Annotated in this window: 13 protein-coding genes; 4 read left to right on the top strand and 9 right to left on the bottom strand. The window is 60.2% G+C overall.

From position 1 onward, the window contains the following. The first annotated feature begins 178 nt into the window (after positions 1-178). The 3 genes from ispF (at position 179) to J3U87_RS16740 (ending at position 4,944) form a co-directional block, all read left to right on the top strand. A complete protein-coding gene (gene ispF / locus J3U87_RS16750; protein WP_237384201.1) occupies positions 179-1,390 on the top strand; it encodes a 2-C-methyl-D-erythritol 2,4-cyclodiphosphate synthase in 1,212 nt (403 codons plus the stop codon). Between the two features lie 81 nt (positions 1,391-1,471). Further along, complete coding sequence (locus tag J3U87_RS16745) at positions 1,472-4,162, top strand: 1-acyl-sn-glycerol-3-phosphate acyltransferase (RefSeq protein ID WP_237384200.1); 2,691 nt, start codon at positions 1,472-1,474, stop codon at positions 4,160-4,162. Positions 4,163-4,284: 122 nt separating this feature from the next. After that, positions 4,285-4,944 (top strand): RluA family pseudouridine synthase, encoded by a 660-nt coding sequence (locus tag J3U87_RS16740; RefSeq protein WP_237384508.1) that lies wholly within the window; start codon positions 4,285-4,287, stop codon positions 4,942-4,944. Positions 4,945-6,176: 1,232 nt separating this feature from the next. Here the strand turns inward: J3U87_RS16740 and J3U87_RS16735 are convergent. Beyond that, positions 6,177-7,220, bottom strand: coding sequence for an NAD(P)/FAD-dependent oxidoreductase (locus J3U87_RS16735; RefSeq protein WP_237384199.1), 1,044 nt, complete (start codon positions 7,218-7,220; stop codon positions 6,177-6,179). 46 nt (positions 7,221-7,266) lie between these two features. Next, positions 7,267-10,416, bottom strand: a complete 3,150-nt coding sequence (locus J3U87_RS16730; protein ID WP_237384198.1) for a ligand-binding sensor domain-containing diguanylate cyclase — start codon at positions 10,414-10,416, stop codon at positions 7,267-7,269. Between the two features lie 512 nt (positions 10,417-10,928). Here J3U87_RS16730 and J3U87_RS16725 point away from each other — a divergent pair. Further along, a complete protein-coding gene (locus J3U87_RS16725) occupies positions 10,929-16,382 on the top strand; it encodes a trifunctional serine/threonine-protein kinase/ATP-binding protein/sensor histidine kinase (protein WP_237384197.1) in 5,454 nt (1,817 codons plus the stop codon). 59 nt (positions 16,383-16,441) lie between these two features. On the opposite strand, the gene J3U87_RS16720 is transcribed toward J3U87_RS16725, so the two are convergent. The 7 genes from J3U87_RS16720 to mfd form a co-directional block, all read right to left on the bottom strand. After that, the gene (locus J3U87_RS16720) at positions 16,442-16,930 is read right to left on the bottom strand and encodes a GNAT family N-acetyltransferase (protein WP_237384196.1); all 489 of its coding nucleotides are present in this window, start codon (positions 16,928-16,930) and stop codon (positions 16,442-16,444) included. Next, positions 16,927-17,214 carry a type II toxin-antitoxin system TacA family antitoxin gene (locus tag J3U87_RS16715; protein WP_237384195.1) on the bottom strand — a complete coding sequence of 96 codons (288 nt, stop codon included), beginning with the start codon at positions 17,212-17,214 and terminating at the stop codon, positions 16,927-16,929. Before J3U87_RS16715 ends, J3U87_RS16720 begins: the two co-directional genes overlap by 4 nt. Before the next feature lie 102 nt (positions 17,215-17,316). Then, positions 17,317-19,986 carry a hypothetical protein gene (locus J3U87_RS16710; protein WP_237384194.1) on the bottom strand — a complete coding sequence of 890 codons (2,670 nt, stop codon included), beginning with the start codon at positions 19,984-19,986 and terminating at the stop codon, positions 17,317-17,319. Between the two features lie 327 nt (positions 19,987-20,313). After that, entirely contained in the window at positions 20,314-20,814 is a 501-nt protein-coding gene (locus J3U87_RS16705) for a CesT family type III secretion system chaperone (RefSeq protein ID WP_237384193.1), read from the bottom strand. Beyond that, entirely contained in the window at positions 20,801-21,316 is a 516-nt protein-coding gene (locus J3U87_RS16700; protein WP_237384192.1) for a hypothetical protein, read from the bottom strand. Before J3U87_RS16700 ends, J3U87_RS16705 begins: the two co-directional genes overlap by 14 nt. A gap of 31 nt (positions 21,317-21,347) precedes the next feature. Next, positions 21,348-21,812, bottom strand: coding sequence for a CesT family type III secretion system chaperone (locus J3U87_RS16695; RefSeq protein WP_237384191.1), 465 nt, complete (start codon positions 21,810-21,812; stop codon positions 21,348-21,350). A gap of 523 nt (positions 21,813-22,335) precedes the next feature. Then, positions 22,336-25,731: a transcription-repair coupling factor gene (gene mfd, locus J3U87_RS16690; protein ID WP_237384190.1), complete on the bottom strand. Its 3,396-nt coding sequence runs from the start codon at positions 25,729-25,731 to the stop codon at positions 22,336-22,338. Positions 25,732-25,795: the final 64 nt, after the last annotated feature.

Genomic DNA, 25,795 nt, shown 5'->3' with positions numbered 1-25,795 from the left:
CCGTCCATGATGGTTCCTTTATCCACGGGTTCCCATAGATTCATGATCGATGTTCATCCGGTTTCCGGCTCCCCACGGTCCCCTTGCGCGGCAACGACGCCTTTCGTTTCAAGGGGCCTCGGTCGACCGACATGTGTCGACCCCCTGAATGACTGTTTCACACTGAGGTTTTGTTTCCATGGTTCGTCGCTTCGTCATCGTCCCGGCCGGAGGGATCGGGTCACGCATGGGCCTGCCCTACCCCAAACAATTGCTGCCGTTCAGGTCGGGCACCCTCCTGGAGCACACCTGCGCGCTGTTCGGTGACCTGCCGGTCTACGTGCCGGTTCCCGAGGGCTTTCGCGACCTGTTCGAAGAAAAGCTGGCGGGCCGGGCCGCGATTCTCCTCGGAGGGGCTACGCGCTTCGATTCGGTACGACGGGCCTTCCAGGCCATCGACCGCGACCACGGGCTCGACGACGCGGATCTGGTGTTGATCCACGATGCGGCCAGGCCGTTTCTCGATCCGCAAAGCCTGGAAGCGGCCTGGCGGCAGACCGCCGAATGCGGCGCGCTGATCTATGCCTGCGCTGCCGTGGACACCATGAAGCGCGTCGACGGGGACGGCCGGATTCGCGAAACACTGGATCGCCGCTTCGTCCATCACGCACAAACGCCACAGATCTTCCGCGCCGGCATCCTGCGAACGGCGTACCGGCATTTCGATCGGCATCCCGACAGCCCGCCCACGGACGAGGCTCGGTTGGTCGAAATGGCGAACATTCCCGTGAAGGTGTTCCCTTCGAGTCACGCAAACCGAAAAATCACCAATCCGGAGGATCTCACCTTGATCGAACAGGCTTCCCAAAAAGACGCCCGCCCCGCGCCTTCCCCGGACCGGGGGCCGCAGATGCCGTTCCGCATCGGTCACGGCTACGACGTGCACCGCTTCGACCCCGATCGCCCGCTCTACCTGGGCGGCATCCTGATTCCGGGAGGCCCGGGATTGTTGGGCCACAGCGACGCGGACGTGGCCATCCATGCGCTGATCGACGCGATGCTCGGTGCCGCCGGGCGCGGCGACATCGGCCACTGGTTTCCCGACGACGACCCCGGCTTCGCCAATATCCGCTCGACGCTGCTGCTGGAGAAGGTCTGGGCCGACCTGCGGGGTGCCGGATATGCCGTCGCCAACGTCGACATCACCATCCAAGCCCAAGTCCCGAAACTGGCACCCTACATCGCGGAGATGCGGGCCTGCCTGGCCGGCATCCTCGGCGTGGAGCCGGAGCGGGTCAACATCAAGGCCACCACCACGGAAGGGCTCGGTTTCGTCGGCACCAAACAGGGAATGGCCGCCGATGCGGTCGCCCTGCTGGTTCGCGTGCCGAAAGAAACCGATTCCCCGTGAGCTCCGCCGAAAAACACCGCAACGGACACACGTATCGAGGACGATCGAACGCCCTATGGCAGTAGGAGAGGAAAAGAACGCATGACTACACCAACACTTGGTTCAGAGAATGAACTGGCCGATCGCTCCGAAACCTTGGCGGAGCATCGCGCAGGGTCGGAGCCGTCCCGCGAGCCGGCCCCCCTGCCACTCGAGCCGGAGGACCGGCCTTCGGGTGGCGATTTCGGCATCATCTACAAGATTTTTTCATTCATTCTGAGACCCTGGACCTCGCGCGTGCGTCCGCTGACCGCCGACGTGGATGAGCTTCGCCGGCTTCAGGACGAGGGCCAGTTGTTGCTGGTCGGGCACGTGGTTTCGTTCATCAACTTCATGATCGTCAACGAGTATTTGAAACGCAACGGGCTGCGCACCGTGCGATACACCCACGGCTTCAGCCCCTTCTGGGTATTGCCGTTCACCGAGGCCTTGGCCATCTACCGCGAGCAACTCTTCGTCAACTTCGAACAGCGCCGCAACATCGAGTTGGAACGCGCCCTTCAGGCGGTGGACCGCGGCGAGAACGCCTTCATCTTCCTGAAACGCGGCGGACGATTCGCCTGGTCGAAAAAGGTGTACTACTACCACGGCACCTTCGGGCGTATCTGGCGCAATTTGACCAAGCAAACCCGCAACACCTACCTGGTGCCCACCTCGGTCTTTCTCACACGGCGCCGCAAGCGGGGCACCGTCCGCAATTTCTGGGAAATCTTTTTTGGGACCTACGACATTCCGGGCCGGATCCGCCGCCTGTGGCAACTGCTCATCAATTGCAAGAAGGGCGGCACCATCTTCTCCCGCCACGTCGATCTCAATGCCGAACTGGAAAAGAACGCCCAGGTCTCCGAAGCCCAAATCGACAAGCGGCTGCGGCGCATCCTGCTGCTCCACCTCAACAACGAAGACGCCGCCTACCGCGGCCCCACCAAGCGGTCGGTGGAACGCAAGGTGCGCAAGATCCTGCGCGAGCGACGGCTCAACAACGAGCTGGAAGCGGTCGCCGAACGCACCGGACGCTCGCTGGAGAGCGTGCGCAAGGAAGCGGAAAAGAACCTGCGCCACATCGCCTCCGACACCAGCGAACGCACGATCAACCTGCTGCGCATTTTCTTCGGCTTCGTATGGACCAAGACCATCGAGGGCATCGACGTGCACCAGGAAGACCTTCAGCGCGTGCGCGAAATGACGAAAAACGGGCCGGTCCTGTTTCTGCCCTGCCACCGCAGCCACGTGGACTACCTGGTCTTCGCCTATCTCTTCGAAAAGGAAGGCCTGAACTACCCCAGGTTCGCAGCCGGTGAAAACCTCTCCAAATGGCCGCTCGGCCCGATCCTGCGCCGCGCCGGTGCCTTTTTCATTCGCCGCAGTTTCAAGGGCGAAGTGATCTTTCCGCTGGTGTTCGACGCCTATTTGCGCCACATCCTGCGCGAGCGCCACGTCCTGGTGTTCTTCATGGAGGGCGGCCGATCCCGTACGGGCAAACTGCTGCAGCCGAAGACCGGCATGATGAACATGGTCATCGACGCCTGGCGCCAGGGAATCGTGGACGACCTACCGTTGGTCCCGGTCACCATCGATTATGGCAAGGTCTTCGAAGGCCAATCCTTCATTCGCGAAAACAGCGGCGCCGAGAAGAAGCAGGAGAGTCTCGGCTCCGTGATTCGTTCGCGCAAGGTACTCAAACGCAAGCACGGCTGGATCCGGCTGCGCTTCGACGAACCGATCTACCTCAACGAATATGCGGAAGAACAGGGCCTCTCCAAGGACGACTTGGGTTTCAAGACGCGCATTCCGTTCGTGAACGACCTGTCCTACAAGGTGCTCAACCGGGTCAACGACTCGGTCACGCTGACCGCCGGCAACATCATCGCCGGACTCTTGCTCGGCAACCCACGCCGCGGCATGCGCCTGAGCGATCTGAAAGCGTTGTTCGGCGTCTCGGTGCGCTATTTGAAAAATCGCGGTGTCGACCTGGCCTTCCCCGAACCGCGACTGGACATGGCCCTGGACAACGCACTCCAGACCTTCGAGCAGTGGGAGACGCTGGTTCAGGTCGAAGTGGGTGGCGAAACGGTGGTCAACATTCCCCGCGAGAAGCGGGCCGAAATGGAGTACTACAAAAACAACGGCCTGCACTTCATTCTGGATCTCACCCTGTTCTGTACGGCGTTCGAGTGTCTGGAACCCGACGAGCGCACTCCGGAAAACCTGCTGGCCTTCGCCCGCCGGGTCTATGGGACCCTTCAACACGAGTTCCTCATTCGCGACGACTACCCCACCGCCGACAACATGGAGCACGCCCAGAAAGCGCTCGAAGTCCTCGGCGGCGTCAAGCAGGTGGATGGGCTGATCGTGCCCGGCGACCAGCGTTTCGGCAACGACCTGGTCCACATCAACGGCCATTTGCTGCTGAACTTCTTCGAATCGTACTTCATCGCGGCGGAAGTCCTGTCCGAACAGGACCCGGAGATCGCGGTCGACCGCAAGCAGTTCCTCAAGATCTGCACCGGCAAGGGCCGACTGCTCTACGCCGTCGGCACCGTTCGGCTGGACGAGTCCATCAACCACGTGACCTTCGGCAACGCCCTGACCTACTACCAGCAGCAGGGGTTCATCAAGTTTCAGACCCCCAAGGGCTCCAAGTCGACGCAGATTCTGCTCGTGAAAGGCAAAGAGGCGCAACTGACCGAGATCAAGAAACGCCTCTTCGACTGGACCAACCTGCTCGAATGAACGGAAAACGAGGCACCCCCGACCTTCATCCCCCGCTCGCGGTAGACGACGGATCGGGAAGCTCGGCGAGCACGGCCACGGCGCCGGATCCGGGCGGCCATCGACCCGACGATGAGGACACCATGAGTGAATTGGCATCAGATGGAACGGGAAGTGCCGAAGCACTTCCAATTCTCTACAAAGACGATCACATTCTGATCCTCGACAAACCCTCGGGCCTTTTGTCGGTGCCGGGCCGCCTCCCGGAAAACAAAGATTCCCTGGCCAGTCGCGCCCAGCAACTCGAACCGGAGGCGCGCACGGTCCACCGCCTGGACTGTGAGACTTCGGGTGTCACGGTCATGGCGCTGGACGCGGACAGCCATCGCGAGTTGAGTCGCCAATTTCACGATCGCGAGGTCCTAAAGACCTATGTGGCCATTTGTGCCGGCATGATGGAGACGGAGCAGGGCGAGGTGAACCTGCCGCTCGTCTGCGACTGGCCCAACCGTCCCCGGCAAATGGTGGATCACGAGAACGGAAAGCAGGCCCAGACGTTTTGGCGCGTCATTCACCGCGAGCCGGACCGGACCTGGGTGCAATTGACCCCGATCACCGGTCGCTCGCACCAGCTCCGCGTGCACCTGAGGGAAATCGGCCATCCGATCCTCGGCGATCGGCTGTACGCACCACCGGAGGTTATGCGCATGGCGCCGCGCCTGTTGCTCCACGCGGAGATGCTGTCGTTCAGCCATCCCCACGACGGCCGGAAGATGACCTTCTACGCGCCCTGCCCCTTTTGACAAGGCGCGAGGCCGGGATGGGCCCGGGTCGCGCTGGAGGCGCGACCGGACGTCACCTTGGACCACAACTTGTTTAGAACGCGCACCCCCGGTGCGCCACCGGCAGGGACCCTGTAAGGGTCACACAATACCGCGAAGGCGGTCCGTTGTTCCGGTGATGAACATTGTCCACGATCAACCGGATGCTTGGATGTGCACCGTTCGCGGCCAATCCTGGAGGGATGGCCAACGGAATCCCTGGACCACAACTTATTTAAAACGCGGGCCAAAGGCCCGCCACCAGCAGGGACCCTGAAAGGGTCACACAATACCGCGAAGGCGGTCCGTTGTTCCGGTGATGAACATTGTCCACGATCAACCGGATGCTTGGATGTGCACCGTTCGCGGCCAATCCTGGAGGGATGGCCAACGGAATCCCTGGACCACAACTTATTTAAAACGCGGGCCAAAGGCCCGCCACCAGCAGGGACCCTGAAAGGGTCACACATTACAGCGAAGGGTGAGGTGCCGGAACGGCGCCGTAACCCTGGTTGCCTGGGGTTCCCGCATCCAGCCCTGTAGGGGCGGCTCCGCGGAGGGTTTTCCGAAGGTGACGGGTACTCCGCAAGGGCCTCTCCGAAGGTGACGGTGACTCCGGAGGGGACCTTCATAGTCCCGCCCCTCCAGGGCTGGGATTCGGGCACCCCGGAGAACCAGGGTTGCGTCGGCGCTGCCTCCTTAACCGGATCGCCGGACCGCCTTCGCTGTACTGTGTCGTCCCTTCAGGACGCCCGCTGGTGGCGGACCTGCGGTCCGCGTTTTAATTTTATGATGGTCCAAACATACGGTTGGCCATCCCTCCAGGATTGGCCGCGGACGGTGAGCATCTCTGCATTCGGTTTACCGACCGCACAGACCAAACCAGCATTTGGTCAATCGCCAACAACCACCACCCAACTCGGATTCTGGCCATCCCTCCAGGATTGGCCGCGAACAACAACCGACCAAGCATCCGTTTGGCCGCGGACGGTGAGCATCCCTGCATTCGGTTTACCGATCACCACAACCAACCAAGCATCCGACTGGACGCAAACGCGGAGCATCCCAGCATCCGGTTGACCACGATTCATGCCCAGCCCGCCATCCGTGCCATCGCGATTCCGGGGATTTCAACATTGTTCGGATCCCGTTCAACGATCGCCCATGGTTGACAATGCTGCGCCCACGACCATCCAAACGTTTGAGTCGACGCGTCAAACACCCGCATCCACACGTTCCGCCAAATATTCGCCGATGGCCAGGGAGGACGTCAGTCCCGGCGACTCGATGCCCAGGCAATGGACCAACTGGCCCAGACGCCCCTCGCGCACGAAGGTGAAATCGGAAAACCGTTCGCGCGAAAGCTTGGCCCGAATCCCGGTGTAACCGGGCTGCAGGTGATCGGGCTCCAGCCAGGGCAGGTACTGTCGGGCGGCCTCGAAAAAAGCGGGCCCGCGCCCGGGATCCAGCGCGAACGACGGCGATTCGATCCACTCGATGTCCGGTCCCAGGTAGGCCTCGCCATGGATGTTCCGGGTCAGGTGAATGCCGAGACTCGGCGACTTCTTGGGCACCGCGGGATAGACCAACGCGGGGACTTGCAAATCGGCGGGAATCGCGATTTGAAAATAGGCGCCGCGTGCGAAATGGTGGCGAACGTCGCGGGTCAAACCCGCGGCATCCAAGCCCGCGCAATTGAACACCCGCCGAGCCAGGTAGCGTTCGCCGTCGATGGTCACCGCCACCCCGTCGCCCTCCGGCCGGAGTGAGGTCACGCGCTGGTGGTACAGCACCTCCGCCGAGGAAATCGTCAACAGGCGCTCGACGAAGACGTGGGGATCGACGATGCCGGTCGTCGGGGAAAACAGTGCCCGACGCGCCCGAATCCCATCGGGGATGCGCGGAGCCCACGCGAGGGGCACCTCCGCGTTTTCGCGTTTCAACGTCTCCAGACAGGCGATGCCCTCCTCGTCCTGGGCCACGACGTACTTTCCGGTGCGCGCGACCGGGACCTCGAACCGCTCGGCAAAGGCGTAGAGCATGCGGTTCCCGCGCCGGCAGAGCCGAGTCTTCAGACTGTCGGCGGGGTAGTAGATGCCGGCGTGGATCACGCCGCTGTTGCGGCTCGTCATGCCCCGACCCGGCCCGGCCTCGGCGTCCACCACGAACACCGCATCGCCGCGATCCCGCAGCGCGTAGGCCACGGCGGCGCCCACACAACCGGCGCCGACGATCAGGGTATCCAGGGTCTCGGTCACGACTCCGCCTCCGCTCCGGAACGGGTCTTCTACGCCCGCACACGCTTCAGTTGCTCATCTTCCAAACCAGTTCGCGACGATCGGTGAAGGAAGAATCCGCCAGGAGTGTGCCGTCGCGGGTGAGCGTAGGCAATTGTGCCACAATCTGGCTGAATTCCCAGCGATCGAGGTCCCGGCTTCCAGGTCTCAGCCCGACCCAGGCGTTGCGCCCACTGTACTTGGCGGCGTAAAGCGCGTGATCGGCCAGATTGATGACCTCCTCCCAGGTGAAGGCCGTCGGCGCCTCGGAGAGAAACGGAAAGAGGGCGAAGCCGAGCGAGGTCGTGATGTGGACCTGCTGGCCGTTGTCGAGGTCGATGGCCGTGGAAGAAATCAAGGTGCGGATGCGCTCGGCCAGCTTGGCGGCCGAATCCTCCTCGGCGTCGCGGAACAGCAACAGAAATTCCTCGCCGCCCCAGCGGAACACGATATCGGTGTCGCGGCAGGTCTCACGGAGCAGTTCGCCCACCCTGGAGAGGATCATGTCGCCCGCATTGTGCCCGAAGCGATCGTTGAACGATTTGAAATGATCCAAATCGATCATGATGAAGATCAAGGTGGGGTATTCGGCCGCCACCTGACCACGCCGCTCGCCCTCGGGAGAGGTGCGTTTCGCGAATCGGGACGTTTCGGCGACCATGATCTCTTTCAGGTAGCGGCGATTCTTCAAGCCGGTCAGGGGATCGGTCACGGTCAGTTGGCGCAACTTGCGATTGGCCGCCTGGAGCTTGGTAGAGCTTTCCGCCAGGGCCTGGTTCGAGGCCGTCAGGGCCAGGGTCCGCTCCTTTACCAACGCCTCCAAATGGGCCTGCATCACCTGGAAACGGCGCACCTTGAAGCGGTAGGCCCCGAACACGACCAGCCCCGCCAGCAAGATCATCAGCCCGTAGAACCAGGCCGTCTGGTAGAAGTGGGGTCGAAGGTAGAAGGACAAGGAAGCGCCCGGCTCCATGAACACGCCGTCGCCGCGATCCGCCTGAACCTGGAAGGAGTAGCTCCCGGGTGACAGGTTGTTGTAGTAGGCCGTGCGCAGATCGCGCACGTGGGTCCAGTCGCTGTCGTAACCCTCCAGCCGGTAGCGGAAGCGAATGCGTTCGGAGACCTCGAAGCGCAGGCTGGTGAAGGTCAACCGCAGTTTGTCGCTGCCCGGTGGTAACTGAACCTCGCCACCGCTCAGATCGAAGCGTCGCTCATCCGCGAACAGACTCTCGACGACCACCGGCGCGGGTCGGAACCACTGCGCTGTCTGCTTCGGATCGATACGAATCAAACCCTTGATGGTGGGAATCCAAATGTCGCCGGATTGGGCGCGGATACCGCAGGTATTGCCGACCCCGATGCACTCGCGGCTGGGCATGCCGTCCGCTTCGTCGAAAGCCGTGCAATGGATCCGATCGAGGCGGCCCTCGGTGAAGTCGATCAATTGGTCGCGCGGCACCGTGTAGAGGCCGAGGTTGCAGGTCATCCAGAAACGATGGAACTCATCCTCCTGGATGTGAAAGACACTGCTGTTGAACAGCCCTTCCGGTTCGTCGATCCGAATGAATCGGTCGTCCTTCATGCGGAACAGGCCCTCGCTGTTGGAACCGACCCACAGGACACCTTCGTGATCGAAAAAGAGGCTGAGAATGAAGGTGTCGTCCAGGCCCGATTCGGGCCCGTACTCCACAACGGGTTTGCCGTCCACGAACAGGAAGAGCCCGTTGCGCGAACCGACCCAGATGCGACCCTCGCGATCTTCGGCGATGGCCCGCACGGTACTGATGGAAAACTGGCTGTGATGGCGAAAATTGGTCACGCGTGAACCGTCGTAAACCTCCAGGCCGGATTGGGAGCCGATCCAGAGGGCGCCGAGCCGATCGCGATGCAACGCGCGAATGAAGCTGCCCTCCAACTGCTCGGCCCAGGCGGGTTGCCGCCAGGTGCCGTTCTCGAATTCGGCCAGGCCGCCGTCGGTACCGGCCCACATCACACCGTCCGGGCCACTGAGCAGCGAGAGCACGAAGTTGCTGGGCAACCCATCGGCGCGGCGATCGGTGGTCACGCCGTTCTCGTCGATGACGGAGACGCCGAACCCGGCGGTGCCCACCCACATCCGGCCATCGGGATCCTCGGCGACGCAAATGGTCTCGTTACCCGGCAGCCCCTCGGTTTGGGTGATCGACAGGAACTTGCCGTTGCGCAATTGGTTCACGCCGCCGCCGAGGGTGCCGATCCACAGGTTTCCTTCGCGATCCTCCAACAGCGACAAGACGGAAGGGAAGCTGAGCCCCTGTTCGAGCGAGAAAACCGAGATCCCCCATTGATTGAGCCGATTGACCCCGCGATTGGTACCGACCCAGAGGTTCTTGTCGCGATCGAAGACCAACGCGGAGATCTGGTTGCTCTGCAGTCCTTCGGCGCGAGTGTAGCCCTTCGTAATTTTGCCATCGGCCAGCAGGTGCAGGCCCCAGCCCTCGGTTCCGATCCACAGCGAATCGCCTTCGCCGAACGCGAGCGCCGAAATCGGCACGTCGTCGCGTCGCAACTCCAGTGGAAAGGGCTCGAGCGTGCCGCCCTCGTAGGTGAACAGGCCGCGGTACGAACCGATCCAGATCTTGCCTTTTCGGTCGCGCACCAGGCATTTGACCGGCACGTCGGCGAGCGGGTAATCGGGAGGGAAGGGCACCAGACTGCCGTCGCCGGGGTTGAGACGCAACAGACCTCGGTTCGTCCCCATCCAAATCCAGCCGCGATCGTCCTCGCAGAGGGCGTTGATGAAGGTGTTGCGCGTTTGGCTGCCCAACGAATACGAGCCCACCTCGCGATTTTTCAGGCTTACCAGGTTCTGGCCCGGACCCGCCATCCAAAGCGTGCCGTCGCTGGCCTCGTAAAGCGCGTTGATTTCCTTGATCGGAAACGTTTCCAAGGATTTGCGAGAAATATTCGCGAACCGGAGACCGTCGAACCGAGCCAAGCCCTCCTGGGTCCCCAGCCACAGGTAGCCGACGCGGTCCTGAATCATCACGTTGACGGTATTCTGGGGCAAGCCTCGATCGTCCTGCCACACCTCGTGAATGTATTGGGAGATGACCCGATCCGGATCGAGACCGAACAGGGGCAACCCGATCAGGAACCATCCCCCCACGACGAGGACCAGGACATTCTTTCGAAGCACGCACCACCGAAGACCGATTCGGGTATTGACCAACAAATGCCATCCGACAATGATTTTGCTCTCGAATCCGGCGTTTCAGACCCCCATCCCGATTTGCGGCGAACCCTCGCCGACCACGACAACCCGACAGGGAACCCTCGCCAGAAAGAGAGGTTGCTCTACTTATCGGTGATATGGCCGTTTTCTTGGGGAATTTTTAGGGGCTTGGTTTCGACCGTTCGATCGGGCCCGTTTTTTTGCGTTTTCGCGGCCTCGCCCGCCTTTCGCGACCCCCCACGAGACGCCACCGCCGCCGAACGTCGCGGTATCGAACCCGCCATTGTTGGCTTGCCACAGGTACTTTATGGCACAATGAAGGACTAGGTTTTCTCCACTTGATCAATTGACCCCATTTGAAGTTCGTGACACCTTTTTGCGATTTTTCTCGAATTTGCATGTGGCAGCGTTCGTGAGTCGTCGCGGGGTTCCGACTCAACGGGTCCATTCGAGCCGCCATCGCGGAGCCGCCACACATGTTTTCGATTCCGGGATATCGCATATTCGAGCCCATCCACGAAGGCGATAAAACCATCGTGTACAAGGCTCAACGGGTGTCGGACGAGATGCCCGTCATGTTGAAGACGCTGCGCGTCGAGACCCCCTCGGTTCGCGACCTGGGCCGGCTCAGTCGCGAACACGACATCCTGGCGAACCTGGACCATCCTCGCATCATCGAATCCCACGAACTGCACCACACGCCGGATGGGATGACCCTGGTTCTGGAAGATTTCGGCGGGATCGCCCTGCAGCATTTCCTGGCCGGGGGCAAGTTGGACGTGGCCGCGTTCTTCCCCATCGCCAAGGCGATCGTCGAAGGGTTGGACGCCATCCACAAGGGCGGCATCGTTCACAAGGACATCAACCCGACCAACCTGGTCTACAACCCACACAACGGCGTCCTGAAGATCATCGATTTCGGAATTTCCTCCCAGTTGGCCCAGGAAGAGACGGAACTGGGCGGCCCCACCCAGCTCGAAGGTACCCTGGCCTACCTCTCACCGGAACAAACCGGCCGCATGAACCGCGCCGTCGATTTCCGCACCGACTACTACGCCCTGGGCGCCACCTTCTTCGAGCTGTTGACGGGCCGGCTCGTGTTCGAGACCGACGACGCGATCGAAATGGTGCACTGTCACATCGCCAGAAAGCCGCCCAGCGCCCTGCAGTTTTCGCCCTGCATTCCCGAATCCCTGGCCGCGATCATCGACAAGCTGTTGGCCAAGAATCCCGAGGATCGCTACCAGAGCAACCACGGCCTCAGACTCGATCTCGAAATGTGCGCCAGGCAACTGGAAGACGACCGACCCGGCGCCCAGGCGCTCGCCATCGGTCAGTTCGATTTTTCCGATCAGCTCCGGATCCCCGCCAAACTGTACGGTCGGGAAAGCGAGATCGAGCGCCTGATGGCCGCCTTCGAGGCCGTTTCCGGCGGGGACAGCCGCCTGGTGCTGATTTCGGGCTACGCGGGCATCGGCAAATCGACCCTGGTCCGCGAAATTCACAAGCCGGTGGTCCACAAACGCGGCTATTTCATTTCCGGAAAGTTCGACCAATTCAAACGCAACGTCCCCTACGCGTCCCTGTTCTCGGCATTCACCCAGTTGGTCCAGCAGATCCTGTCCGAAAGCGAGGCTTCGATCGGTCGCTGGCGCGATCGCCTTCAGCAGAACCTCGGCGACCAGGCCCAGGTGATCGTCGACGTCATTCCCGATCTCGAACTGATTCTCGGCCCGCCGCCGGCGGTGTCGTCCCTACCCGCTCGGGAATCACAGAACCGCTTCAACCTGGTTTTCCAGAATTTCATCAAATCCTTCACCGCACCCTCGCATCCCCTGGTTCTGTTCCTCGACGATTTGCAATGGGCCGACATGGCCAGCCTCAAACTGCTCGAATACACCATGATCCAGGCCGAGAGCCGGCACCTGATGGTGATCGGCGCCTACCGCGATCACGAGACCAGCCCCACCGATCCGCTCATCCTCACCCTGAACCACATCGAGGAATCGGGCGTCGCGGTGGACCACATCATGCTCCGACCCCTGGATCCGCTGCACGTGAACCGACTGTTGGCGGACACGCTGCACTGCCCGGTTGAGCGGTGTCTCCCCCTAACCGAGCTCTGCATGAAGAAAACCCTGGGCAACCCCTTCTTTTTGAACCATTTCCTGAACTCGCTGTTCAAAGAGGGGCGGATCCATTTCGATCGCATGGCGCGGGAGTGGTGCTGGGACGTGGTTTCGATCGCCGAACGCGACATGACCGACAACGTCATCGATTTGATGATCTCGAAAATCCGCAAGCTGTCCCAACAGACACAGGAGGTCCTGAAACTCGCCGCCTGCATCGGCAGCCGGTTCTCGCTCAAACTGCTCTCGATCGTGCGCGAGGAAACCGAAATCGCCACGTCGCGCCTGCTGTGGGAAGGATTGCGTCAGGAATTGATCGTCCCGGTCAGCAGCAGTTACAAATTTCTGGTGGAGGAGCAGCCGCTGGCGGTGAACTACCGCTTCCAACACGATCGGGTGCGTCACGCGGCCTACGCGATGATCGCCGATCGCGAGAAACCGCGGCTGCACCGCAAGATCGGCCGGCTCCTGTACGACCGCCTGCCGATTCACGAGCGCGAAGATCGCTTTTTCGACATTCTCAACCATCTCAACGCCGGCATCGACACGACGAACCCGCCCGGAGAGGCCCTGGAACTGGCCAAGTTCAACCTGCACGCGGGTAGCAAGGCCAAGCGGTCGGCGGCCTACGAACCGGCCTACAACTACCTGATGACCGGCATCTCGCTGATCGGGGAGGAAGCTTGGTCGCACCACTACGAGCTGATGCTGAAGCTGCACGAGGAAGCGGTGGAGGCGGCGTTTCAGGCCACGCGCTTCGAGGACATGGACCAATTGGCGGCGGAAGTCATCGATCGCGCCAAGACCCTGCTGGACAAGGCCGTGGTCATTTCGGTGCAGATTGACGCGATGGTGGTCCGCAACAAGATGCTGGAAGCCATCGACACCGCCCGCCCGGTGCTGCGCGAATTGGGCGTCGAATTGCCGGAACGCTCCGGTCGCCGCCACCTGTTGGCCGGGTTGCTGGGCATTCGCATGACGCTTTTGGGCAAGAACATCGAGGATCTGGCCGATCTCCCGCGCATGACCGACCCCCACAAGGTAGCGGCGATGCGCATCATGAACAGCCTCTTTTCCGCCACCTACCGCGCCGCGCCGCAACTGTTCCCGCTGTTGGTCTTCAAGGTGGTCGCGCTCTCGATCCGCTACGGCAACAACGCGATCTCGCCGTTCGGCTTCGCGTGTTACGGCCTGGTCCTGTGTGGCGTGGTGGGCGACGTGGATACGGGCTACCGCTTCGGGAACCTGGGCCTGCACCTGCTGGAGCGGCTCGACGCGAAATCGGCGAAATCGCGCACCTATTTCGTCACCTTCGGGTTCATCCGCCACTGGAAGGAACACGTTCGCGAAATGCTGGAACCGCTGCGCGAGGCCTTTACCGCGGTGATGGAATCCGGCGACCTGGAGTACGCGTCCCACGCGATCTACCTGCGGTCGGCCTACGGATTCTTCACCGGCGCCCACCTGCCCAGCCTGGACCTGGAACTGGCGCGTTACGGCGAGGGCATCGCCAAGTTGAAACAGGAAACCACGTTGGGCTACAACCGGGTATTCCACCAAACGGTCGTGAACCTGATGCAGAAGCGGGAGGAGCCGTGGCTCCTGAAGGGCGACCGCTATGCCGAAGACGCCGAGGTGCCGATCCACACCGCTGCCGACGACAAACACGCCCTGTTCTGCTACCACCTGTGCAAACTGGTGCTCTGCTACCTGTTCCGCCGGTACGAGGACGCGGAAACACATGCGGAAGCGGCACGGGACTTCAGCGACGGGGTCATCGGTTTCTATCACCACCCCCTGTTCGACTTCTACGACATGTTGACGTCGCTGGCGGTCTACCCGTCGCGGCCCCAGTCACAACAACGCAAGCTCATCAAACACGTGGACGAGCGGCTTCGCGTCATGCGCAAGTGGAAAGCCCACGCCCCGATGAACTACCGCCACAAGGTCATTCTGGTGGAAGCCGAGCGCAGTCGGGTGCTGGGCAACGAGTACCAGGCCATGGAACTCTACGACCGCGCCATCACTCTGGCCGCGGCGGCCGAATACCACCAGGAGGAGGCCCTGGCCCAGGAGCTGGCCGCCCGCCTGTACATGGAAAAAGGCCGGGAGAAGCTGGGCCGCGGGTACGTCCGCGACGCGCTCTTCGCCTACGAACACTGGGGCGCCCTCGCCAAGGTCAAACACCTCGAAACGCTCTACCCCGGCACCATCGCCAAATCCTACGACGTGGTGCGCAACACCCTGACCGGCGCGGTCACCGCCTCCGTCACCGCCACCGTCGAGGAAGACGTGGAAATGCTCGACCTGGCCTCGGTGATCAAGGCCTCCCAAACCATCTCGGGCGAGATCGAGCTGGGCAGCCTGCTGGAGAAGTTGTTGGTCATCGCGATCGAAAACGCCGGCGCCGAAAAGGGCGTGTTGCTCATGGAAAGGGACGGGTTCTGGCGCATCGAGGCCGAGGGCCACGTGGATCGGGACCAGGTCGACGTGCTCCATTCGGTTCCCCTGGACCAATCCAAGAACCTATGCCGCGCAATGGTGGGTTTCGTCTCTCGGACCCGCCGCAGCCTGGTGTTGCACGATGCCTCCTGCGAGGGTTCCTTCACCAAGGATCCCTATGTACTCAACGGTTCGATCAAATCGGTCCTGTGTGCGCCGCTGCTTCATCAAGGCAAGATCACGGGCATCCTCTACCTGGAAAACAACCTCGCCACCGGTGCCTTCACGGCGGCCCGCCTGGAAGTGCTGCAGTTGCTCTCGGCACAGATCGCGGTTTCCATCGAGAACGCTCGGCGCTACGCCACCCTGCAGCACGACAGGCAGGCCTTGGAGGCCACGGTGGCGGAGCGGACCCGGGAGCTCCAGGACAAGAACCGCGAACTGGTCCAAACCCAAAAGAAGATGCTGGTCCAGGAAAAAATGGCCTCGTTGGGCACCCTGACCGCGGGCATCGCCCACGAGATCAAGAACCCGCTGAATTTCGTCAACAACTTCGCCGAGGTCAACCTGGAGCTGATGGAAGAGTTGGCGGAAGCGCTGGCCGGCGTTCGGGACCAGTTGACCGACGCGCAGCGAGAAGATTACCAGGAGCTGATGACGGACCTGAAACGCAACACCTCGATCATCCACGACCACGGCACCCGCGCCAACAAGATCGTGCAGAGCATGATGATGCTGTCCAAGGGCGGCAAGGCCACCTCTCAACTGTCGGACATCAACAAGCTGGTGGAGGAATCCACCAACCTCGCCTACCACGGCATGCGCGCCACCGGCAAACGAATCCCCGTGCAGATCGTGCACGATTTCGACGCGAACCTGCCCCAGGTGGATGTGGTGCCCCAAGACATCGGCCGCGTCTTCCTCAACCTGGCCAACAACGCCATGGACGCCATGGCGGAGAAAATGATGGACGACCACGGATACAAACCGGTCCTGAAGGTGACCACTCGCGACGAAGAAGGCTGGGTGAAAATTGTCGTGCGCGACAACGGCAAGGGCATCCCGCCGGAAGTGCGGGAAAAGATCTTCACGCCGTTCTTCACGACCAAGCCCACCGGCGAGGGCAACTCGGGACTGGGGCTCTCGATCAGTTACGACGTGGTCACCCAGGAGCACCAGGGCGAGATCGAGGTCGTCAGCGAGCCGGGCAGTTTCACCGAGTTCCACATATCGCTGCCCAAATCACCCAAGGGCGCCTTCCTGGCCAGGGGTGAAAAGCTCCCGAAAGCCGAAGCGGAAGAAGACCGTCAACACGTCCCGGCCGGCGAGGAGCAAGGCCGCGCCACATCGAAGCAATGATCCGGGAAAACCGCAGAAAGAAACCATTCGCTGCAACGCAAACATATGACCCTGAACGGTCAGGGCTTCACCTTGAGTGCTGTTGCTAGGGGGAGAAACAAGGTCAGAGATTCATACTGGAAGGGTTGAAACCCAAAGTGCCGGTAAAATGAGGCGGCGTGGGCGTCTTTTGCATCGACGACCAGGGCGAAGGCACCAATACCGGAACTTGCGCTACGATTGAGCGCCTCGGCTAGCAGGGCGGCACCCAAACCTTGCCCCTTGAACGCCACATCCACAGCCAACCGTCCCATGCGCACGACGGGCACGGTCGGATACCGCGGCAGCTTTTTCTTGACGGCCTCAGGCAGATCTTCGATCAACACCGATGAGGCGTTGAGTGTGAAGTACCCAGCAACATGATCTCCCGAGCTGATTGCGACGAAACAGGCTGTCACCCGTCGGCGCACGTCCTGAGTGACTTGGGTTTTGAAGTAGCGATCCAGGGGCTCACTTCCGCAGTTGAAGGCCTCGCGGTCATGGACTTTGCCGAGTTTCTCGATTTTCAATCGGCACCTAACAATTCACGGCGGCGTGCGAAAGCCTTCTTTAAGGCAGCCGTTGGCTCCGGTGGGTCGAGAATGGCTTGAGCGAAGCGCTCTTGATCCAAGACCGAGAGACGAATAATCTCGCTTTCCCGAATGACTCGTTCGGCTTCTTTCTTAAGGACACGAACCATGAAACCGGTCTTAGAAAGACCCTCCATGTCAGCGGCGCGTTCGATGAGCTCGGCCAATTCGGGGCTCACTCGGGCTTCGAGGCGTGCAGTCTTGATCGTTTTGGTAGTGGACATCACTGACCTCCCCTGTCAATGTACGTCACTTCGCCGTACACTTCAAGAACATCACTGCCCCATCCCGAGTCCTGCCTGCCCGCCTCTCCCCCACTAGCCCCGTCAGAAACCGAATTGGTGTGGATCATTGGCGATATCCCACTTGGTCTGAACATGCTGGGCCTGATCGGATACGCTGCGCGGCGTCCAATCACTACCATCGTACTTGAATTCCCAAAGATCGGTACTTTGAGAGAACGGGTTGTAGGCCGTGCCAAAATGAATCTGGGTATCACCGTTGCCCCAGTTGGTATCGGCAAAGATCACCTTTCCGATCGGGGCGTCGAAGGCCTCGACCAGATCCAAGGCAAGCTCCTTTTCGAATTGAGCCTTCTTGGGAGATTGGGGCATGTTGTCCACCAGAGCACGATACATATCATCCGGGTAGATGGGGTCATTATCCTGTAGGGCCTCTTTTACGGCGTCGACGTCGATGTCGTACCACGGGCCCACTTTTTCGATCACGGCGTCGACTTGATCTTTTTCCAAACTTGTCACTTCGTAATTTTTGACATCGAAGGTCTCCAAATTCGCTTCAATCCAGGAGTCGATCGATTCGGAGCCACTCCAAGCATCGACAAAGGCGGGATCCAGTCCAGGTTGAATCAAAAAAGCATGAGGGCCGTTGGAAGCGGGGACACTGATTTGAGATAAATCTCGCTGTTGGAAATTATTGTGAATGTCCGACATATTCTGATGGATGCCGCGCATGGATTGAATGGCGAGTCGCAAGACATCTTTACCCGTGTGGTTGTTGTTTCGATGTTTCGTATCACTCGTAATTGAGGAATCGTTGGGAAAAATCATCCGCATCACCGTAAAGGACTTGGACCCTTTGGCGAACCCCAACGGATCTTCCTGATAGTGTCTCAACCTATTCGGGAACCGTTGTTCGAATTGATCGGTATTGATAGTATTCCAAAGGGCCGTAGTCAATTGTATGTGGGCTGCCTGAACGTTTTGAGGATTGTTGTACCCTGCGTTTTGGATCGCCGTCAAATCTTGATTCGCCTGATAGGTGAACATGGTCCTGAGCGCGTCCACCAGTTGCCTCGTGCTGGTTACGGGAACGGTTTCGTTGTTGGTCGGGTTCCTAAACGAAATCGTGAAACCACCATGGGTGGAACGCCCATCATCTGCAACTTTGGACTGGGTGAACTCGGGATCGTAGGTCAAAATCAAATTCTGATCAAAGAGTTCCGACAGTCGCACACTGAAATCTGACGCGAAGTTAGCGTAAGTATTCTGATCCGTACCATCGGTGACGGACTGCATCGCCCCAACAACGAGATTCATGTAGTTGTTGGCGGCAAACGTATCGGTCACCTTGGTGCCAAGTGACACCAATGACATCGATTTATAGCGCGTTTCCGCCAAACCGGAAAGGGTGTACTCGAACGACCGCAGAAGTCGGTTCTCCATACTGGCATGGAATGCAAAGGCGGCTTTTTTCTTGGCTTCGGCCTTGTTCCCGACATTTTCTTTCTGAATGACTTGATGCAACAGGGTTTTCGGACTGATTTCGGAGGAACCGATCGCGCTCGTCAAGTCCCGCAATGCCGCAAGCAACACATTGTGCTGTCGATCGGCATCCTGGATGCCAATCGCTTCCAATGCCTTGACGATCCCCGGAATCTCCTTGACTTTGATGTTTCCATCCAAGCCGCTTCCGTCGACCGCCGTGACGATGCCATTGCGTTTGATCGACATGTTCTGATCGTACTGAGTGTCGAAGACCCGATCGTTGATGGGGAAGTCGAAATTGTATTGGTTCGTGTTCGGCGTCTTTTGGAACTGGGCAGGGACGACACCTCGCTCCACGAGGGACTTCATGATATTGAGCGTTTTGTCGTAATGATTGGTTTTCAAATGGATGGCGATACTGGTACCGAAGCACGAGCCCACCGACCCCTGCCTCAAATGGGAAAGCATGGCGGAAAGTACCGCCTTGCGTGCATCGCGGTCCGTCAAATTCCCGGTGGGCTTGTTGATCGTGGCTCGCACGATACGTTCTTGAGGCGTATTGAGATTGGGCGCGTTGATTCCATTGAGTACGTTTCGAAAATTGCCCGAATTGCTGATGTGGGTGAGCAACTTGACCATTTCCTGGCGATGTGGGCCCACACCGAACGTCGCGGCCAAGGTGTCGTTTTGTAACTGCTCGATTACAGTATCCAGCTTATTCTGGTCGACATTGCCATCCACCCCGATCACCCGATCCGCGATATCGAGCGCCAAACGCGTGTTGAACGAATCCGAAGGATCTTGGATACCACCCATCTTTTGCTTGTGGGCGAACGCGTAATCCTTTTGAAGCATCTTGCCGACTGCGATCGCATCGGCATCGTCTCGACTGACGGCGTTGGTATTTTGGGCCAACCAGGCACCGCTGACTTCGCCTCTTCCCAACATGACCGCGGCCTTCAACTGGGTCCGTTGGTTCATTTCGGAAAAATCCACACCCGCGGTGTTCAAAATATCCTTGACCAGTTGTTTGTTGGTAGCGTCCAGGCTGGGATTTTGGACGCTGTCGAGCATCTCGAGCAGGCCGAACTGGAGTTCGGAAACACCGGTCGAAATATGGTTTTGCCCCTCGTGATTGAAAAGCGCCAACGTCTTGGGCGTTCGCGAAAAGTTCGCCATGAGCCCTTGCCCTCGAGGTTTTCCGGTGTCGATATTCGTCCCCCGCTGATAAACCCCGGTGGCGTAACGCTGACTGACGTTGATATTCATTCCTTTCATGATCGTAAATCCTTAAATTAAAAAACTTGCTTTCGATAACCGAATTGAGATCGCGAGCTCGGGACGCACCTCGGGCTCTGTCTTTCGCGTGAAAGACAATGCGACATCGTGGGTACCCGTGGTGAATCTCTGGCTTGTCTTCAGGGCGGGAGGTTGCGGGGAACGGTTGGGCATGCGAGATGCGTGATCACCATCGAGACCTTTCGAAGGGAGGCCCGATGCACGCCAACTTCAGCGCTCCCACTCGGTCGGTGGTTTTCGGCTAACGGAATTGGTCCATGTCGACAGAACTCCCACCCGTCGACCCGACTTCGCGAGTCACACGAAGCCCTCGAAGGGAAGCACCGGACCCATTTCCGGCATTCGATCCGGCGTCGAAGCGTCACCGTCATCCCGCACGGCTTGGTCACTACGCCCATTGAATGTCCGCCATAGCGCGACCGTTTTGGTGCCAATCGCGGTAAATCGAGAAAAAAACCGGTGTTCGTCGAGGTCTTCCAGAGCGATGGTTTCATTGAAGACGACGCGATGGTGGATCGGGTCGAACGCAATGGCGGCGCCGGCGGTCAAGCTGGGGCACAGGTTCAGCTTGAGGCAATGCTCGAATATCTTCGCCTTGGCCGATTCATTCTGTTCATCGAGTGACAACAGCTCCGCGAAAAAATAGAGGAACGGCGATTGATCGTCGACAGAGATCAGCACTTCCACCTCGTCCTCGAACACGAAGGCACACACGCCCTTTTCATCGAGGCACGGCGCTTGTCCTGCATCGGCCCCCACTCGGGACAACCAGTGATTGAGGCGTTCAGTCGCCAGCATCTCTGCCTCCTTCGGCCGCGTAGGGCAAGAGCCGGTAATCGAGAACCTGGTCGTTCGAATGGAGGGGCGTGGGCACACGCACCCGGTAGGGCACCATTTCAGCGCGCGAATACACCCAAAAGACAAGATGGCCGCTTTCGAGTTTGGGGTGGTCGATTTCAGAAACGTCGAAAGGACCAAAACGATGGAAGGCATCGGTCGGATCTTCACTGCGGCGATTCACGCGTCGACGATATCGCTCTTTGAAGGCCCCGGGGTCTCCGATGTACACGTATTCGCCCGCAAACCCCAAAAAATTGACAACCTGGGCGAAGACGGACGAAGCGGAAGGCTGATCCACATCGGGAATGCCGGCCAGGGCGTCGAGCAGATCGGTAAAGGTTCTCCCGTCATAGGTGATCGACGGAGACATGTCTTGTGGGGAGAAATGAAGATAAATCGTTTGGCCGCGGTGGCGCAAAAACTTGTGCACGTTGCTGGGAACGCGTTCGATTTGGTTCATTCGAACCTCCTTGGGTTACATGGTTGGACGGTCAAACGAGCCGTCCGAGCATCCGGAAGGGATCGGCATCACTCGAAGTGGAGGGCGCAGGCGCATCGAGTGCCACGCGAAGTGCATGATTGGTGGTTACCAGTTGGCCCGTGATGTTGATGAAGCTCAAGCGATCCATCAATTCCAAGGAGCGGGCATACAACAACAAGATGTGTCGTTCATCGAAACTCATGCCCAGGTGGGCACCACATGTCTGTTGTTTCAGGTAATACAATTGGAGACATGTGGCCATGGTTTGGGTTCGCCCTTTGGACGAACGCGGCAGATCGCAGACGGGCAGGAACCAATGAAGCAGGGCATCTCCCACGTCGACCTGCAAAAAACACGGCTGATGTCGGTCGACCTGAAATCCCAACCGCCCATCCGGATCCAGGGCCAAGGATGGCGTTCCCGGCTGTCCCAATTCGGCCAGCCAGGTGTTGACCTTCGCGAAGGCATCGCTCATGGTGATATCCTCCTGGTTTTCCCAAGAAAGTCGCGGCTGCAACGCAGTGGGTCCCGAAACCTCGGTCTCGAAAGACACCACACAAGGGGAGGAAACAAAGCCCGACTCCCCCGATCTCACCTTTGCGCCGAGAAGGACGGGGTCGCTCGGTTTCGGGCCCCTTCGCCGTTGGCGGCGGCGTCAAAGAGCCAAAGGGTAGCCTCGATTTTCAAATATGGAGTAAAGAAGGTTGTGGGGTTGAGGACTCGGCTTATCTGCGCTGCAAGGTAAGTAGCAATCATGGAGAAAATATGGATTTATATTCCCTCTACTGAAACAACTGTTCCTCAATGTGATTTTTCAAACAAAAACAAACCAGCAGCCAACCGAGCGCCGCCACAAAACGGTCAATAAACGTTTCCTCCCGGTCCACCTCCCGGGAGCGTCGGCTTTCCGGGAGGCCGGCACGCCTTCGATGGGCCTCTCGATGCCCATCGGCGTGTTCGACCCAAGAGGCCCAAGCCTCATAAAGTCAAGCCTGACTCTATTCGGCCGATTCTTTGGGCCCTACCAGCGCCTCTACCGATTCCCGGACGAAATCGATCGCTTCCTCGGGATTTTTGGAGGGTAACGGGAGCGTCAGCACCCCTTCCGGCGTCAAGGTCACCCCGTTCCCCTTCTGGATCCAGCCCAGCACGACTTCCATCTTGACCGAAGCGGTCTCGTGGAAGCGCAGGCGAACGGTGTCGCGCTCGCGCTCCACGTTCAGCACGCGGTGCTCGGCCAGGAACAGGCGCAGGCGGTGTTCCCGACACAATTGGAGGACCGGATCGTCGAGCGAGCCGTAGCAATCCACCATGATTTCGCAGATCTCGTCGATGTGGGCATCGGACTCGGCACCGGCCAACTGCTTGTAGTAGTGCAGCCGCTGGTTGGTCTCCTCCACGTAGCGGCGCGGAATCGCCGCACCGAAGTTGAGGTTCACCAGACAGGCGATGCGATCTTGAACCTGGGTGCCGCGCAACTCGCTCACGGCCTCCTCGAGCAGCTTCACGAACATGTCGTACCCGATGGTGTTGATGTGGCCCGCCTGTCGGCCACCCAGGAGGTTGCCCGCACCGCGCAACTCCATGTCCCGGGCGGCGATGCGAAATCCGGCACCCAGGTCGGAGAACTCTTCGAGCGTGGCCAGCCGCATCCGCGCCTGGGTCGACATGCGGGCCCGGGGCGGCACCAGCAGGTAGGCGAAGGCCGGCCGATCGGACCGGCCGATGCGGCCGCGAAGCTGATAGAGCTGGCTCATGCCGAACATGTCCGAGCGGTTGACGATCATCGTATTGGCGTTGGGAATGTCTACACCGTTCTCGATGATGGTCGAGGCCACCAGGACATCCGTCTCGTGTTCCATGAAGGCCAGCATCTCCCGTTCGATGCGCTTCGGCTCCATCTGGCCGTGGGCCACGGAGATCCGTAGGCCCGGCATTAATTGGCCCAACCCGGCGACGACCTGGTCCATCGTTTCGACGCGGTTGTGAATGAAAAAGACCTGGCCGCCGCGGGCGAGCTCGAACTCGACGGCGTTCTTGATGGTGCCTTCGCGCGATTCGGTCACCGTGGTGCTGATCGCCAGGCGGTTGCGCGGTGGGGTTTCGATGACCGAAATATCGCGAATCCCCGACAACGACATGTTGAGCGTGCGCGGAATCGGCGTGGCCGACATGCTCAAGACGTCGATTTGTTTACGGAACTGCTTGAGGCGTTCCTTGTGGGCGACTCCGAAGCGCTGTTCTTCGTCGATGACGACCGCCCCGAGATTCTTGAACTGGATATCCTTGCTCAGCAGGCGGTGGGTCCCCACGATGATGTCCACCTTGCCGTCGGCCAATCCGGACAGGGCGCGCTTGGTGGCCGAGGGCGAGCTGAAGCGCGAGATCCAGCCGATGCTCACCGGGAAGTTGGCGAATCGGTTCTTGAAGGTGTGGTAGTGCTGAAAGGCCAGGACGGTGGTGGGGCACAACACCGCGACCTGGTAGCCTTCCATGACCACCTTGAAGGCCATGCGCATGGCGACCTCGGTCTTGCCGAATCCCACGTCGCCGACCAACAGGCGGTCCATCGGTTTGGTGCTCTCCAGGTCGCGCTTGATCTCGGAAATCGCCGTCAACTGGCCTTGGGTCGGCTCGTGGGGAAAGGCCTCTTCGAACTCGGCCTGCCATTCGGTATCGGGCCCGTAGGCATGGCGGGTGACCAGGCTGCGCTGGGCGTACAGTTGAATCAACTCGCCGGCCATCTCGCGCACCGCACGCTTGACCCGCGTCTTGGTGCGCTCCCACCCGGTCCCGCCCAGTTTGTCCAACTGCACCTGGCTGTCGGCGGCGCCGAATCGCTGGACCAGATGGATCTGGTTTAGCGACATGTAGAGTTTCTGATCGTTTTTATAGGTCAGCGCCATCATCTCGTGGCTGGCGCCTCCCGCCTCCATCTCTACCAAACCCAAGAACTTGCCAATGCCATAGTCGTCGTGGACGACGAAATCGCCGACCTTCAGATCGCGGAACTCGGCCTGGAACGTCTTCTTGCCGGCCGCGGGCTTTCGCGTGCGAGGCGTCTTGGACCAGATATCGTTGCCGCTGAGTACGACCAGGTGTCGATCGGGCCATTGGAAGCCCGTCTCCAAATCGCCGCGCGCCATGTAGAAGCCCGGTTCCAGGGTGTCGGGGATCGGCAACGTCAGCGGATGGACGAAGAAGCCATCGTCCTCGATGGTCTCTTCCAGCCGTTTGAGGGCGCCGCTGTTGTCCGAGACCACGACGATCGCCAGTCGTTTCGCCTGCTGTTTCCAATGATCCACGAAGCGACGGACGTCGTTTTTGTAGGCCGGCACCGATTGGGTGATGTACTCCTCGTCGACCCGCTCCATCTTGAGGTGGTGCAGCGAAAGCGCGGTCGCCGTCTCGGGCAGATCGACGATGCGCGGGTCCTTCCTTCCGGTCAGGACCCGCAGGGGCGCATGCAATTGCCCGCTGCCCAGGGCCTCGCCCTGAAGCTCGAGCTGGGTCAGGTACTGTTCCTGAATCTCCTGGGCCCCGTCCCAATCCTCGAGGTAGTAGGTCACCGGTTCGGAAATGAGATCGGGCAGATGGGTGGCTTCGGGAAAGAACAGCGCGGCCCAGTGAAGGTACCCGGAAAAACGGCCGCGATCGCGCAGCTCGGCGACCAGGGACAAAAAGTGTTTTCGGGCATCTGTTTGATTCCATTGTTCGCCGCCCTTGCGCGCGAAGGTCTCGGCCTCGTCGGGGCCCACGCGCCACTCGAACAGCGGCAGCAGGTGGATGCGCTCGCACTGGCCGATGGAGCGCTGCGTGCCGGGATCCAGTTCGCGAATCTCCTCCAGTTCGTCATCCCAAAAATCGAGTCGCCAGGCGCGCTCGTCCACGGAACTGTAGATATCGAGAATGCCGCCCCGACGAGCGAAATCACCGGGCTGGCTCACCAGGTCCGAAGCCAGGTATCCCATGTCGACGAGGGTTCGGCAGAGTTCGGCCAGGTCGTATTCGTTTCCCGCGACCAGGTCGAGACGCGGGGTCGCAAGCTTTTCACGGGGTGCGAGCGGCTCCAGAAACATGCGCGTCTGGGTGACGATGAAGTCCCACCTGCCGGAGAGCAGGGCGTCGAAGCAGGCCAATCGATCGCGACGGGTCTGTGGGTGTACCGGGGTGAAGGCGAAGGGCGATCCATCCAGGGGCGGCAGCTCGAAGACCAGGGCCTCGGGCGCCAAGGCGCGCAGGGACTGGGCCAGTGTGTGAATCCGCTTGGCATCGTGGGTGACCACGACGCCCTTTCCCCCTCGCGCCACCAGATGGTGGAGCCCGGCCGAGCCACGCAGTCCGTAGAGTCGGCGAACCGCTTCGGCTTCACCATGCCACTGAAAATAGACCATGACCCCCCCGCACAAGAGACCGAAGCACTTCCCGAGCGCCGGGCCTGGATGCCGCCATGCCGAT

The organism is Sulfidibacter corallicola, assembly GCF_017498545.1.
In the GTDB taxonomy this organism is placed as follows: domain Bacteria; phylum Acidobacteriota; class Holophagae; order Acanthopleuribacterales; family Acanthopleuribacteraceae; genus Sulfidibacter; species Sulfidibacter corallicola.
The sequence above is the reverse complement of the archived record's forward strand: the minus strand, read 5'-3'. Positions and strand labels throughout refer to the sequence as shown.